The sequence below is a fragment of the Nostoc sp. DSM 114161 genome (assembly GCF_052692665.1).
The window spans coordinates 3,077,083-3,090,497 of record NZ_CP195141.1 but is presented as its reverse complement, the minus strand read 5'-3'; the positions used below and the strand labels follow the sequence as shown (position 1 = coordinate 3,090,497).

Below are 13,415 nucleotides of genomic sequence, written 5' to 3'. Positions count from 1 at the left end.
TAGCTGTGCGTCCCTATTTTGATGAAAACTGCCGCAAATAAGAACAGATATAAATAAACTGAATGTAGATTATACTTTGGCAATTTTGTCAATCTGCCAAAGCTGAGAAATAATCGCAGGCGCTGGGTCAAATTGGCTAATGGGGGCGGGTTTCATGTCCCGGTAGTCTAACAGTTGGACGAGGATGAGGTAGGCGATCGCTAAAATAACAGAAATCGCACCTGTAATAATGGCAACTAATTTTGAACGACTCATCAGAATTTCCTATAATTTGGGTTATTGTGCTTTACCTAATATCTACATTGCCAAGATTAGTCTGTTAATGACAACAAATCAATTTAGCTTTGTTTGGTTGAACTGGCTATGATGAATTGAACCGTCGCCAAAAACTGCGATCGCATCGCTCATCAAGTTACTGAGTTATAAATTTTACAGTATTCGCTTCCTTAAAATCGCAGCGTTCAGAGACGCACAGGCTTAGTATGAAAAAATCTCAGTATCTATAGTGGCGTGACAAGGCTAATGAGACAATGAGGGAGCAGAGGGGCGGGAGGCACAGGAGACAAGGGGACAAGGGGAGGCAGGGGAAAAGGTTAAAGGGAAAAGGAATAAATTTAACCTTTCCCCTTTTCCCCTTACCCCTTTCCCTTTACCCATACCCTGTTTGCCCTGTTTGCCCCATGCCCAATTCCCAATCCCTGACATAATGAAGTATTGGCGTGAAACTATAGCTGTAGCTGCGCGTATTTTAACTGAACTGTTACGCCGCAAACGCAGCTTAATTTTTTGGAGTATTTTCCCAGTTTCAGTATTAATTCTGAGTGGCTTTATATTAGCCGAACGAGCAAAATTATCCCTCAATGTTGCTTTTGAATATACTGCACCTTCGACTTTAGCAGGTGCAGCACTATTTTTTAGTTGCTTGGGTGGTAGCGTCGCCACTGTAGTTGCAGAAAGAGAACAAAAAACCCTCAAACGCCTATTTATTTCTCCTTTGAGTGGTACATCCTATTTTTTAGGAATTTTTCTCGCTCATAGCTGTATTGGCATTGGGCAAACACTTTTGGTTTATACTATTGCCAGCTTTTGGGGCGCTACCTTCAAAGGCTCACTTTTTTTAGGATTCACAATTATTTTAATGTGTATTGTTGCTTACGTTGGCTTAGGCTTTATTTTAGGAACACAATTAGCACGGCGAATTGAAGATGTAAATGCTCTGGTAGCAGCTTTTGGGGTTCCTTTATTAATATTAGGGGGAGCTTTTTTACCCAGTTCATTGTTTCCGAAAACATTAATAAATATCGCCCAATTTAACCCGATTTATCACATGAATGAAGCCCTGGTAGCAGTATCAGCAAAAGGCGATGAACTCGATAAAATTGGATCGCACTTTTGGTTTTTAGTAGTGTTTGCTGTGATGATGGTTTTAGGTGGATGGTTATCTTATTGGCGAATGTTAATAGTTGAAAGAAGATTGTGATTTAGTATTATGTAGCTTCCAAAGCTGGTGCTAGTACCCGAAAATGCTCGTCCTGCGGGAGTTTGGCGATGAATAGCTTTGCTTAGGGGTGTTGAGTGCCAGAAAAGGCGATCGCTTCTTAACTTTATAATGGCAACTTCAAGATTATTCGTTTTTTGCGTAAAGCTTGAAACTTGAGGTGAATAGTATTGTATAACAATACTTAACTATGCATAAACTAGGGGACAATACTAAAAGTCTCCTATTAAAATTTACTTCTATGAAAAACTGCTCTGGACAAAAGCCAGGGCAGTTTTATATTGCACATCGCTGGAATCTCTATGTCCCAGGTATCTCTCCCCCAATCGCTTCACAAAAACCTACCTCTGACTGCTCTTGCGCCCATGCAAGATGTGACAAATCTCTGGTTTATGAAGGTCATTGCCCACTACGGCAGTCCTGACTACTTTTTCACCGAGTATTTCCGCGTTAATGAGACCTCACGCCTCAATGGTAAAATTCTGGCAGCAATTACCGAAAACGATACGGGTCGCCCAGTTTTTGCTCAAATGATCGGCGAAAGCATTCCAGACTTAGTAAGAACAGCCAAGGAACTGTGCCACTATAATATCGCTGGAGTTGATTTGAACATGGGCTGTCCAGCACCTAGAATCTATCGTAAAAATGTTGGGGGTGGATTGCTGCTTTTGCCACAAAAGGTAGATCGGATTTTGGCAGAACTGCGGCAGGCAGTTAGCGATCGCCCTTTAACCGTCAAGATGCGCGTAGGCTTTGAAAATACAGATACTTTTTACGAAATTTTAGATCTAATCGATCGCCACAGCATTGATTTGCTGAGTTTACATGGTCGCACCGTCAAGGACATGTACCACGGAGCGGTGAAATATAATTTAATCGCTCAAGCAGTCAAACGAGTCCGTTGTCCGGTGCTTGCCAATGGTAATATCCACTCGGCGAAAGCTGCTATTGAAGTGCTTTCTCAAACCGGCGCGGCAGGCGTGATGGTGGGACGCTGGGCCATTGGCAACCCTTGGATTTTTAATCAAATTCGCCAAGCCTTGCGCTTCGAGCCGATCGCACCTGTTCCTTTAATAGAGGTACGCAATTATATCGATCGTTTATGGCAAACCCCCACAGCCTCAAATATGCCAGAGCGATCGCGTCTTGGCTACCTGAAAATGTTCCTCAACTACATTGCTTTGAGCGTTGATGCCGAAGGTCATTTCCTGCGCTTAATGCGACATACCTCTACCGAGTTAGAATTGTTTAGCCTCTGCGATCGCTTTCTCCTTAGCGATCCGTCGAAAACTTTAGCCCTAGTACCCTCTTTAAGTGTGTAAGATCGTGTTTGTTAAGAGACTTATCATTTATGAAGCAGGGAAGCAGGGAAGAAAAGGGTTGTTAATGAAGGCTAAAAGTTTACACCATTTCATTAAAAGCCTGATACATATAGATTTCGCGTAGGGAACATTGCCCATTGGTGTCAACTTAAGCTCAAAGGCTTATCCCACATGCGTTTCACCCCACCCCCAACCCCTCCCCTTGCTAAGGGGAGGGGCGATTTTGGCTTTAGACAAAATCGGGGTGGGGTAACGCGGATCGTGATATTGAATGAGTGAATTCAAAACTACGTCATGACAAAGGTTTCACGTTAAATTGACACCAATGGCCAATGTTCCCTACCAACGTATTTGTATCATCATTAAAGTGAAACTGTATTACTTCAAAAGCGATTAAATTTTACCATTATTTAGAAACTGTAAAATATATTGAAATGTCATTTGGGGTTGTTCAATTTGGGGGGCATGACCGCAATTTTTCAGCTTGATTAGCTGAGAATTGAGAATATCTTGGTGAAATTTCTCTGCATCTTCCTTTGGGAGCATATCATCAGCTTCTCCCCATAAAATCAGTGTTGGTTTATCAACTTGGGCAATTCTATTTGCCAAGTTAGTATAACCGCCAGTTTTCACATAAGAACTCATAGCATCATGCCAATTAGGCATTTCTTGGTGTAGCATTGCACACTGAATAGCCAAAATTACTGTGTTATTAAAGCTTGTTAAAATACTGGCTAAATTTAATGCCAAAATATTACGTTGACGCAAGTATTCTACAGCAAGATAGTCGAAAGGAGGAAACAAGTATTTGCTAAATGTGGGAGCGCAAGTATAACCTAAACTATTAATCAATACTAGGGATTCTACAATTTGAGGATAAGTGAGAGCAAACTCAATTGCAGTTGCACCTCCCATTGATGCACCTACTAGTGTAATCGGTCTGTTGATTAAAGTTTTCCAAAAATCGTAAAGGTGAATTTGAATTGTTGTTGGGCTGTAGATTATTTCTTTTTGCCTTTGTGTAAAGCCAAAACCTAACAAATCTACTGCCCATGTTTCATTTTGAGTAGCCAGCAATGGCAACAGCAGACGAAACTCTAGAATGGAACTGTCGAAACCGTGCAACAGTAGAATTGGCGTTCCTCCGTTACCTTTTTGAATGTACGTTGTGAGGATTGGGTGTTGACTCAGGGAAGTTGCAAGGGCGATTCTTTGAATACTTTGAACGAAAGCGATCGCTTTTGGATCTGTTAGTCGATTAACTTGTGATGGCAGAAAATTAGGAAACATTGGTATTTACTCCAAACTAATTTTCCACAACCCGGAGAGAGGATTGGACTGTTGGAATTGATTATCGCTGGCGCCGAGCCAATTATTGCCATAGATTAGCCCAACACTGAATATTGCATTGATAGGAAATTGCCCTAGCATTCCAAAGCCTTGAATATTCTTTGAGTCAGCGATCGCTTCCTGGTTCAACTGTATGGTTATTTGGTTGCCGTCATCAAAATAAATTGTCGCTCGTTTTTTGTGAAAGCGTACCTGAACTTTGTATACCCCGCCAGTTGCATAATAGTAAGCTGTGGCAGGCAACTTTTGACCATCGATATTCTGCCCTTTCAATTCAACTGCCATAGCAGGCGTGCTTAGTAGTAATAGGATTGGCAGGACTAATTTTAAAATTTTCATAGTAATAACAAGCACTTTCAATCAAACTACTTTCTACTTTTAAAATAGCACTGTATTCTCGCTTGTAAATATCCGAAAATAAGAACCCCAAAGAGCCAAAGCTGCGCTTTGTCTCCCCTCCCCTTGCTAAGGGGAGGGGTTGGGGGTGGGGTGTTAGGGACATCTATCGGGAATTCTTTCTAAAATCCCAGAACCAAACACCCGATCCATTTTTAAATAATCCAGGTGAACGTAACCAATATGACAGTGACAAGTTTGGTTAGTACAAGGTTGCTCAACTAAAGCTGTTTCCCATTCCAAATTATAAATATTACCAATTGGTTCCTTAATAAAATGACAGCGGCGCATTGTACCCTCACCATCAACAGAAATCGCTGATTTTCCAGCCCGACAAGAATGCCCAAAGCTAGGATAATGATGAGTATTTAATTCATATAACGGATCGATAGATTGGAAAAACTCTCTGTCTGCTTGTAATAAATTCGGAAGTTCAGCTTTGACAGCATTAATCCACAAATAAATGTGGTTTGGTAACTCCTGACGTAAAGCGGCTATTTCGGTTTTAAACTTAGGAAAACCGACAACTCCAACGCTAAATTTGACATTTTTGTTGTCTAAGTTGAGGCATTTTGCTAAAAAGCGATCGCGTGACACCCATTCTGAATGAAAAGTTGCCCAAAGTGCCAATTTATCTTTATTACATTCCTCTACCCAATCTAAATTACAAGATAGATTAGTTTGAATTGCTGCTTTGTTAACATTGGGCAACTGCGTTAATTTTATCAGTGCTTGCTGATAGCAAGAATGGATTAAAGCTTCTCCCCAAGGTGTAAATAGGATTGAAAATTGATGTTGGGGATGTTGGGAAATCCAATTGACAAATTTTTCTAAAGATTGTTTATCGATTGCTAATTCTGCGGTTGTTTGTTGGCGTTTAGCAAAGGGGCAATATTCACAACCGTAGTTGCAACTAATTAAAGAACCGCGATAGAGGATGGTGAGGTGCATATTAATAATTAAATTTGATTATTCAGCAATAGAACAGTAGCGGCCGCCTCTAGAGTGTTTCTGATGACGACGATAAATTAATTGACAGTCTAGCTGGGATAAACGCTCAATCATTTCATAAGACAAAAAATTCTCATTAAGATTTAAAATATCAAGTTTATTTACGTGTGAGCAGTTGAATAAAGCTTCTGCACCTTCATCTGAAAGAGTTCCCATTGCTAAGTCGAGGATATTGAGAAACTTGATTGTAGGTACATTAACTAGCGCACGAGCAATCTCATCAGAATATTCACTATTTCGTAACCCTAAATAACTTAAAGTTGGAAATAATTCACCGCTAATAATTGGCATTAAGTCCTCAATAGATGAATTACGACCGTATCTATTATTTCCTAGCCATAATTCTAAATGTTGTAATGCTGGTAATTCTAAAGCACAAATTTGTGCTATGGTTTTCTGATTTAATCCCGCACATTCAATGATAATCGCCTTCAAATTATCATGTTGTAACTGACTGAATTGTAAACCATCTCCTCCACGTATTTGTATAATTTCCAAGTGAGGATAAGCTTTTAATAAAGGACTGATATCACTTTGCTTTATAGTAGAAATCGGCCAGTCATTAAAATCCATATCACCAATAAATACAGCCTTCAAATTCTTCAGTTTATCTTTAGCCTCAACTAAAGCATTAACTACAACACTGGAATTGGAAATGTCATAACATACATTATCCCACCTACCAATTACCAAATCTTCAACTTTACTTGCATTGGTATGTCGAGTTAATGTATTCAGTTTTTCTCTCAAAACTTCTACATCTTCCCATTCGTCAGAGCTAATCTGATGACATCTTACAGCATAAGCTATTCTACTAGGGTCTATAATTCCAATTGCTGGGTCAAAATCTTCAACCCTTTTATTAGCAAATTTCCTAACACGATCCTCTGAATACCACTCTAAACGCTCAGGTAATCTCCAGCTTTTATAGGCTTTAATAGCCTGTTGCACTTGTAATTCTGTTCTTTCTCTGAGTAATAAATAAGCGGAACGTTGCACCTGTGATGACTCATCATTTAAAGCCGCAATGACTAAATCTAAACCTACATTCCCATATTTCAATGCATCATTTACAGCATCGATTCTGGCTTTGATTAGAAAACTTGCCAAGCGTTGTTTAACACCTTCAATTCCACCTAAAACAGCACCTTGTACTGGTGGCGGTGCTTCGCCGCCGAGTACCGCATCAAATTCTTTAGGTTGATTTTGATTGTTTGTCATATTTTCCTTATTAATCGCTTCTATACAAATATGATTAAAAACTCACTATCTCAACTCATAATCATGCATTAATTCTTGAACTTTTTCAGAAAATAACCACGCGCCGATAGTATCAGAACGTTCAATACCAAATTCAGTTAAATGTAAACTATATTCATCTTTTATCGCCAAATTTAAAGTCAGCAATTCTGAAAGTTCTGGAAAATCAGCGTCTACTTGACTAGCAAATCGCTGGCGATAGCTAACGAGATTTAATCCTTCATTAGAAAGTAAAGATAATAAAATATATCGCCGACGTTGTTCTTCTGCATCTAGTTGAAACCCATAGTGCGCGTAGTCAAATAACTCATCGGCTGTTTGAATATATGCTTGCAAAATATCACGAATTCCCTTTGCTCCCACCGCATATTCGTTGGAGTAGTGCAAAGTATTGGTGTAGGAACGTGCGCCACAACCTAAACCAACCATACCGTCGGCTTGACAGCAGTAGACGGGGGAGGGGGGAGATAGGGGAGACAAGGGAGACATGGGAGAGGGGGAAGACAAGGGAGAAAGATGGCTACCTTGTCCCCCTTGTCCCCCTTGTCGAAACATCCGCATAGATACTTGAGTATACCCTTCAGACAACAGGAGCGATCGCCCTTCGCGGTAACAAGCTAAACGAATATCGTCCCATTCTTTATCTGTGCGTCCCAAACCTGTTAACGGCCGTACATACAAGGGATACAGATAGATTTCTTCTGGTTGAAAGCGCAAAGCACTATGTATTGATTGCAACCAAGTATCGACGGTTTGACCGGGTAAACCGTAAATTAGGTCAATATTCAAAGTCGGAAATCCAGCTTCTTTTATCCTTGTCAAAGCTGCTTCTACTTGAGTGTTAGATTGACGGCGCTGGGTTGCTAAGACTTCCGATTCGATGAAACTTTGGACACCAATGCTAACACGATTAACGGAGTGCGATCGTAACAGCTTTAACTTCTCCTCAGTTGCGGTTTCTGGTGAAACTTCCACAGAAATCGGAATTTCCTGTAATTTCGCACCCATCGTATTTTCAGCGATATCGAGAACAGTTTCGAGGTGTCCAATGGGTAACTGAGTTGGAGTTCCGCCACCGATAGCGAACCTCGCAAATGACGCATCACCCAACACCGCTTTCATCCGTTGCGCCTGTCGCTGTAACGTGCGGACATATTGACTGATAAAATCTTCATTGTGGCTGACTGTGGTAAACAAATTGCAGAAACCACAACGCATTTCACAAAACGGGATGTGTATGTAAAGAAATAGCGCCTGTCTATCTTGCTGCGTCCAAAGTTCCGGGAGATATATAGGTGGGTTGAAAGGACGATAAGCTGTTTTGTGGGGATAAGAATAAACGTATGCTTGATACGGAGACTGGGCAATTTTAGATTTGAGATTTTGAATTGTCAGCATAGGATTTAAAAAGAATTAAGTTTCACGCAGAGACGCAGAGACACAGAGAAACTCTCCGCGCCTCTGGTTACTGAGCGAAGTCGAAGTATGCGCCTCTGCGTGAGGTTTTCATAAAATAAACTCAGCATAAGGAACAGTCCAAACCGCAGGATGGCTAAGTCGATGTCCAGTGTAACCATCTTCACCATAAGTTGTCCCGTGGTCGGAACACAGAATGCAAAATGTAGAATGTCTTTGGCGTATAATATTCCAGAGTTTGGCTAATTGACTATCTACATATTCCAAAGCTGCGGCGTGAGATTCAATGGTGTCGATTTTATCCTTTGGGTTGGGAAGGTAAAAGTAATTTGGTTGATGCAAAGCGGAAATATTTATAAATAAAAATATCCGTTGATTATGTGGCGTTTTTTCTAAAATTTCCCCCGCCAAATTTACCTGATTTTCTGTAGATTTTGGGTTAGTAACACCTAACTCTGGACTCCAGTAACTTTCAGCAAACATCCCAGGAATTACATTACCTAAAGGGTTACGTTTGTTAAAAAAACCAACTCCACCAATGCAAACTGTATGATATCCCTTAGCAGCTAATCCACTAACAATATTTGAGCTATCTAACACACAAGTTTTATCGGTTGTGGTGGTACTTCCTTCAAATCCTAATGCAAAAATTCGGGGGTGAATTCCTGGCGTTACAGGTGTGGGTAAAAAGCCGGCAAAAAAAGCATGATGCGCCGCGTAAGTGAAATTTCCAGGTGAATGGCGTTCTTCCCAGCCTGTTTTAGGTAAAACTTTTTCTAAATTAGGTGTGTGTCCTTGTATGAGTAGATTTTTGGCAACATCATAACGCAGCGTGTCTAGAGTGATAAATAAGATATCGTGAGTTCCCACGATTTGATTCATATTAAACATATTAAAAATTTTTCTTTATTCTCTGTGTTCTCTGCGCCTCTGCGGTTCGTTCCAAAACTGCCTTAACTTCACTCGTATAAGTATCCATACCATTCCATAAAATACCCGGTAGTAAATCGCCAAAAGCATTAATCTCTAATATTGCATGAGTTTTCAAATCTGGTAAAATTAACAAATCAACTCCGCAATACAAACTATCAGGAAATAACGCTGCTGCTTGTTCGCAAGTTCGCTTCATCATCTCCCAATTTTCTACACCAACTTTTGCTAAAAACTCCTCTGCATCTCCTCGTTCATTCCCTAAATGTAAATTTGTCATCGGACTTTTACCAAGGCGAACAACGATATGCTGTGCTTCACCATTGATAACCACGACACGCACATCAAAACCGCATCCTTGTAAATGTGCTTTGGGTAGCCATTCTTCAACTTGTACGCCTTCTGCTGTCAAAATGTTGATGATATCGGCGATTTCTTCATGATGAGTGTAGTGGCTAATTTTCCGGGAGTTGTAAAGTAGAGTTTCCCCATTTTCGCGCACTCGTTCGACGGTGGTAATGGCTGATTCAAAACGGGAATTTGCGCGATAAGCAACGACTCCAGAAGCGGCGGAACCGTGGGAAAGTTTGACGAAGACTCGTTCTATTTCCTCGGTTTGCATTTGTTCGCGCAAATGTTCGTAATTGTGAATTTTACCTAGAGAACGAGGAACGGGAATATTGTGATGGCTGAATCTTTCGTGACAGGCTGGTTTGTCAAACATCACAGCAATATCTTGCGGATGGTTCATGAAGTAAGCCTGAAGAGGAGTAAGTTGAGATTCCCATTTTTGTAATAGATATCGCCAACCTAAATACCACTGTCGCGGGTAAAGTATGCGTCCTTTGTCGAATTCTAATTCCATAGCTTCGCCAGGACTGATGCGTTGATGTTGTCCGTTATCTGATAGGTTGAAACCTGCGGCGATGATGGCTTTATCGATATCAAAGTTCTTTTCTGGAGAATCGAAGCGGATAATAGTGTTGGGTGCGTTGAATTGTTCGAGGGTTTGTTTATCTGAAATTAAATCTGCGTAATCTACTACCGTGGCTGGTGGTAAGTTGAAATGAGTTAGTGCTTGTTGGAAGAAACCGACACGGCGATTTTCAGGGTTGGCGATGAGGATAAAGTTAAACATTATTTATTTTCTATTTTTGATTTCATTCATACAAAGACCAGTAGCGCAACCCTACACTACTTTCAGTATCTTGCGGTTCTGCTTCTACGCGACAATTGAGTTGAGATAGCTGCTGAATCATACTTGAGGATAAACGATTCATGGAAACATTCAGTGTATGAAGCTGATTAATTTTTGAACAATTATATAAAACTTGTGCGCCTTTATCTGTTAACGTTCCCATTGATAAATCTAATATTTTAAGAGTATCTATTAAAGGAGATTTAACTAAATATTTAGTAAGTTCGTCCGTATATTCACAACTTTTTAAACCTAAATATTTTAGTTTAGGAAATAATTGATTTTCCAGAAGAGTCATCAATCTGCTTATACCTAAATTTATTTCTTCATAATGATAATCATAATCTCTACCCAGCCATAATTCTAGATATTCTAGATTAGGCAGATCAAGAAGATAAATTTGATCGATAGTTTGATAGCTGATTCCCTGACCAGTTTCAACAATCAATGTCTTTAAGTTATCGTGTTGTACCGGACTGAAATTTAGAGAGTCATCACCACGAACTTGCAAAACTTCTAAGTTTGGATAAGCGGTCAACACTGGGCTAACATCACCCAAAGAAACATAAGAAACTCTGTATGGCTCATCATATCCATCTCCAATAAAAAGAGTTTTAAGACTAGTCAGTTTCTTAGATGCAGAAGAAATAGCTTTTATGATATCGTCAGCACTTGTATTACGGTAGGGACATGCCCATATTTGGCAAACTAAAGCCTGGATTTTATTAGCTTGAGAATCACTAAACAAAGCTTCCAATTGGCTAAAGTCGAAAGGAGTGTATTCAACATATCCAAGGACATAGGCTGTATCAATTACATCTGTGATGCCAATAGCAGGGTCAAAATTCTCAAATTTACACTCTGTTAGCAAGTGAAAATATAACCAAATGTCATAATCTATTACTGCTTGCTTTCCTTTTTTTCCTCCCCTTTCTTTTAATAACCTCACCACGATACGCTTTACCTGTTGTGAAGAATTTTTCAAAGCATCAATTACTAAATCTAAACCCTCATCCCCGTAATTTAAAGCTTCAGAAAGTCCTGCAACTTGCACCTCCACAACCGAACTTCTCAACCGATTTTTAACTCCTTCAATTCCTCCTAAAACCACACCACTAATAGGAGGTGGTGCTTCTCCACCAAGTACTACATCAAATTCTCTCGGCTGATTGTTATTGTTGTTCATTTTAGCTAATCCTAATTTATCGGAAAAATTTTTCATTCATATAACGCCGAATAGCGAGAAGGGCTATATCCTTCATATCTCTTTTCTTGAGAATGAGCAATTAATAAACAATCAATTAGGGATGATTGTTTAATCTCCTGAATAAACTCTTCTGAAACGTAGTTGTGAGCAATATTGAGGGTATGTAGATTAATAATCGCCTCTGATTCAATCAAAGCGTTCAAACCTGCGTCAGTCAAATTTCCCATTGATAAATCTAGTACTTCAAGAGTTGCAAGAATGGGAGATTCAGCCATAAAAGAAGATTGAGCGATCGCATCGGCTATTGCATCAGCATAATCGCTATGCAAACCTAAGTATTTTAAATTAGGAAATGATTCACTAAAAAGAATTGGCTTGAGACTATCAATAGTATCATCAGAACTATGTTCGGAAGTTCTGCCCATCCATAATTCAAAATATTCTAATGCTGGTAAATCGAGCGAACAAAGACGATAAATTGCTACATCACTGAGATTTGCTGTTTCAATAATTAAAGTTTTCAAACTTTTATGTTGTAGTTTTTCACATTCCAATTCGTTGCAGCAACCACGAATATGTAGTACCTCTAGGTTAGGACAAGCTTTCAATATTAAAGTTATATCTCCAACACCTATATAAGATTTTTTGTAGTATTCGTCTCGGCTATCACCAATAAATAAAGCTTTCAGATTAGTTAACTGCTGACGTGCTTCATAAAGGGTATCAACATAACTATAAAAATCGGGGCTAACTTCGTAATAACAGTCGTACCCAGATAAATGACAAATTAAAGCTTCAATTTGACTAACTTGTGGGTCTTGCAATAATAACTTTAATTGTTCGATATTGACTATATAGGCTATCTCAAATGGGTTGATGATACCTGTATTAGAATTAAATTTTTCAGATGTCCAATCTTGCAAAGTTGTAAAAAATAACCAAGGTTCGCATCCTAAAAGTGCTTGCTTTCCTTTACCTTCTGTTTGTTGCAATAGTTCAACTGCAATTCTATGAATCTTATATGAGGAATCCTGCAAGGCTTCAATCACTAAATCTAAACCTGGATTTCCATAATTTAATGCATCAGTCAGCGCCGCAACCTGTAACTCAAAAACTCCACTTTTTAACCGACTCTTAACTCCCGCAATTCCTCCTAGAACAGCACGACTATCAGGTGCATCGCCCCCAATTACTGCGTCAAACTCTTGCGGTTGTTTTGGATGATTATTCATGATTTTGCTTAAAAAATACTAATTTTATTTTTGGCATCGCTAAATATAAAATATGTTTATTTTGCTGCTAAGGTTTACTATGTTAAGCTTTCTGTGGTTCAGCAATTACTTTACACTTGAGTTGATATAGCTTTTTTACCATAGCTGGAGATAAACAATTTTTACTAACATTGAGAGTATGTAAACAATTAATTGCGGGACTATTCAATAAAGTCTCTGCTTCTATATCTCCTAAATCTCCATCTGAAAGGTCTAATACAACTAGGCGGTTTAATATGTCTGAATCTACTATATGAGAAACAATTGTGTTATAACCTGCACTACCTCTTAAACCTAAATATCTCAGTTGAGGAAAAAAATTACCAAACCGCCTTAAACGCGAAATATCTGATTGCTGATTATTTATACCTAGTTGAATATGAATTCGGGCTGAATTGCGACATTTTAAATTAATATATTCTAATCCTGGTAATTCAATATTGATAAAATGCTGTACATAACCACTAGTAATAATTAATGTTTTCAAATTATTAGGTTTTATGTATTTCTTAAAAGTAACCTTCTTAAATCCTCTAAGCTCTAATAAACTAAGGTA

General features: G+C 39.1%; 13 protein-coding genes. 2 read left to right on the top strand and 11 right to left on the bottom strand.

The window, feature by feature from the left end:
• Positions 1-69: 69 nt before the first annotated feature.
• Positions 70-255, bottom strand: coding sequence for a hypothetical protein (locus NSTC745_RS13615; RefSeq protein ID WP_445637615.1), 186 nt, complete (start codon positions 253-255; stop codon positions 70-72).
• A gap of 451 nt (positions 256-706) precedes the next feature.
• On the opposite strand from NSTC745_RS13615, the gene NSTC745_RS13610 reads away from it, so the two are divergent.
• Positions 707-1,480: an ABC transporter permease gene (locus NSTC745_RS13610; RefSeq protein WP_445637614.1), complete on the top strand. Its 774-nt coding sequence runs from the start codon at positions 707-709 to the stop codon at positions 1,478-1,480.
• Positions 1,481-1,800: 320 nt separating this feature from the next.
• The gene (locus NSTC745_RS13605; RefSeq protein ID WP_445637613.1) at positions 1,801-2,820 is read left to right on the top strand and encodes a tRNA-dihydrouridine synthase family protein; all 1,020 of its coding nucleotides are present in this window, start codon (positions 1,801-1,803) and stop codon (positions 2,818-2,820) included.
• A 393-nt stretch (positions 2,821-3,213) separates the two neighbouring features.
• On the opposite strand, the gene NSTC745_RS13600 is transcribed toward NSTC745_RS13605, so the two are convergent.
• The 10 genes from NSTC745_RS13600 to NSTC745_RS13555 all read right to left on the bottom strand — a co-directional run bounded on the left by NSTC745_RS13600 (position 3,214) and on the right by NSTC745_RS13555 (position 13,346).
• Positions 3,214-4,110 (bottom strand): alpha/beta fold hydrolase, encoded by an 897-nt coding sequence (locus tag NSTC745_RS13600; protein ID WP_445637612.1) that lies wholly within the window; start codon positions 4,108-4,110, stop codon positions 3,214-3,216.
• Positions 4,111-4,116: 6 nt separating this feature from the next.
• Positions 4,117-4,455, bottom strand: a complete 339-nt coding sequence (locus tag NSTC745_RS13595) for a hypothetical protein (RefSeq protein WP_445637611.1) — start codon at positions 4,453-4,455, stop codon at positions 4,117-4,119.
• A gap of 207 nt (positions 4,456-4,662) precedes the next feature.
• Positions 4,663-5,517, bottom strand: a complete 855-nt coding sequence (locus NSTC745_RS13590) for an STM4011 family radical SAM protein (RefSeq protein WP_445637610.1) — start codon at positions 5,515-5,517, stop codon at positions 4,663-4,665.
• 18 nt (positions 5,518-5,535) lie between these two features.
• Entirely contained in the window at positions 5,536-6,798 is a 1,263-nt protein-coding gene (locus NSTC745_RS13585) for an STM4015 family protein (RefSeq protein ID WP_445637609.1), read from the bottom strand.
• A 45-nt stretch (positions 6,799-6,843) separates the two neighbouring features.
• Complete coding sequence (locus NSTC745_RS13580) at positions 6,844-8,235, bottom strand: STM4012 family radical SAM protein (protein WP_445637608.1); 1,392 nt, start codon at positions 8,233-8,235, stop codon at positions 6,844-6,846.
• Between the two features lie 108 nt (positions 8,236-8,343).
• A complete protein-coding gene (locus NSTC745_RS13575; protein WP_445637607.1) occupies positions 8,344-9,144 on the bottom strand; it encodes an STM4013/SEN3800 family hydrolase in 801 nt (266 codons plus the stop codon).
• 1 nt (position 9,145) lies between these two features.
• Positions 9,146-10,321 (bottom strand): STM4014 family protein, encoded by a 1,176-nt coding sequence (locus tag NSTC745_RS13570; RefSeq protein ID WP_445637606.1) that lies wholly within the window; start codon positions 10,319-10,321, stop codon positions 9,146-9,148.
• 22 nt (positions 10,322-10,343) lie between these two features.
• Positions 10,344-11,603: an STM4015 family protein gene (locus NSTC745_RS13565; RefSeq protein ID WP_445637605.1), complete on the bottom strand. Its 1,260-nt coding sequence runs from the start codon at positions 11,601-11,603 to the stop codon at positions 10,344-10,346.
• Entirely contained in the window at positions 11,600-12,820 is a 1,221-nt protein-coding gene (locus NSTC745_RS13560) for a hypothetical protein (RefSeq protein ID WP_445637604.1), read from the bottom strand. Before NSTC745_RS13560 ends, NSTC745_RS13565 begins: the two co-directional genes overlap by 4 nt.
• 82 nt (positions 12,821-12,902) lie before the next feature.
• Positions 12,903-13,346, bottom strand: a complete 444-nt coding sequence (locus NSTC745_RS13555) for a hypothetical protein (protein WP_445637603.1) — start codon at positions 13,344-13,346, stop codon at positions 12,903-12,905.
• Positions 13,347-13,415 lie beyond the last annotated feature (69 nt).

Coding starts and splice junctions, on each gene's coding strand:
- NSTC745_RS13615 (WP_445637615.1), bottom strand. CDS start 255: ATGAGTCGTTCAAAATTAGTTGCCATTATTACAGGTGCGATTTCTGTT.
- NSTC745_RS13610 (WP_445637614.1), top strand. CDS start 707: ATGAAGTATTGGCGTGAAACTATAGCTGTAGCTGCGCGTATTTTAACT.
- NSTC745_RS13605 (WP_445637613.1), top strand. CDS start 1,801: ATGTCCCAGGTATCTCTCCCCCAATCGCTTCACAAAAACCTACCTCTG.
- NSTC745_RS13600 (WP_445637612.1), bottom strand. CDS start 4,110: ATGTTTCCTAATTTTCTGCCATCACAAGTTAATCGACTAACAGATCCA.
- NSTC745_RS13595 (WP_445637611.1), bottom strand. CDS start 4,455: ATGGCAGTTGAATTGAAAGGGCAGAATATCGATGGTCAAAAGTTGCCT.
- NSTC745_RS13590 (WP_445637610.1), bottom strand. CDS start 5,517: ATGCACCTCACCATCCTCTATCGCGGTTCTTTAATTAGTTGCAACTAC.
- NSTC745_RS13585 (WP_445637609.1), bottom strand. CDS start 6,798: ATGACAAACAATCAAAATCAACCTAAAGAATTTGATGCGGTACTCGGC.
- NSTC745_RS13580 (WP_445637608.1), bottom strand. CDS start 8,235: ATGCTGACAATTCAAAATCTCAAATCTAAAATTGCCCAGTCTCCGTAT.
- NSTC745_RS13575 (WP_445637607.1), bottom strand. CDS start 9,144: ATGTTTAATATGAATCAAATCGTGGGAACTCACGATATCTTATTTATC.
- NSTC745_RS13570 (WP_445637606.1), bottom strand. CDS start 10,321: ATGTTTAACTTTATCCTCATCGCCAACCCTGAAAATCGCCGTGTCGGT.
- NSTC745_RS13565 (WP_445637605.1), bottom strand. CDS start 11,603: ATGAAAAATTTTTCCGATAAATTAGGATTAGCTAAAATGAACAACAAT.
- NSTC745_RS13560 (WP_445637604.1), bottom strand. CDS start 12,820: ATGAATAATCATCCAAAACAACCGCAAGAGTTTGACGCAGTAATTGGG.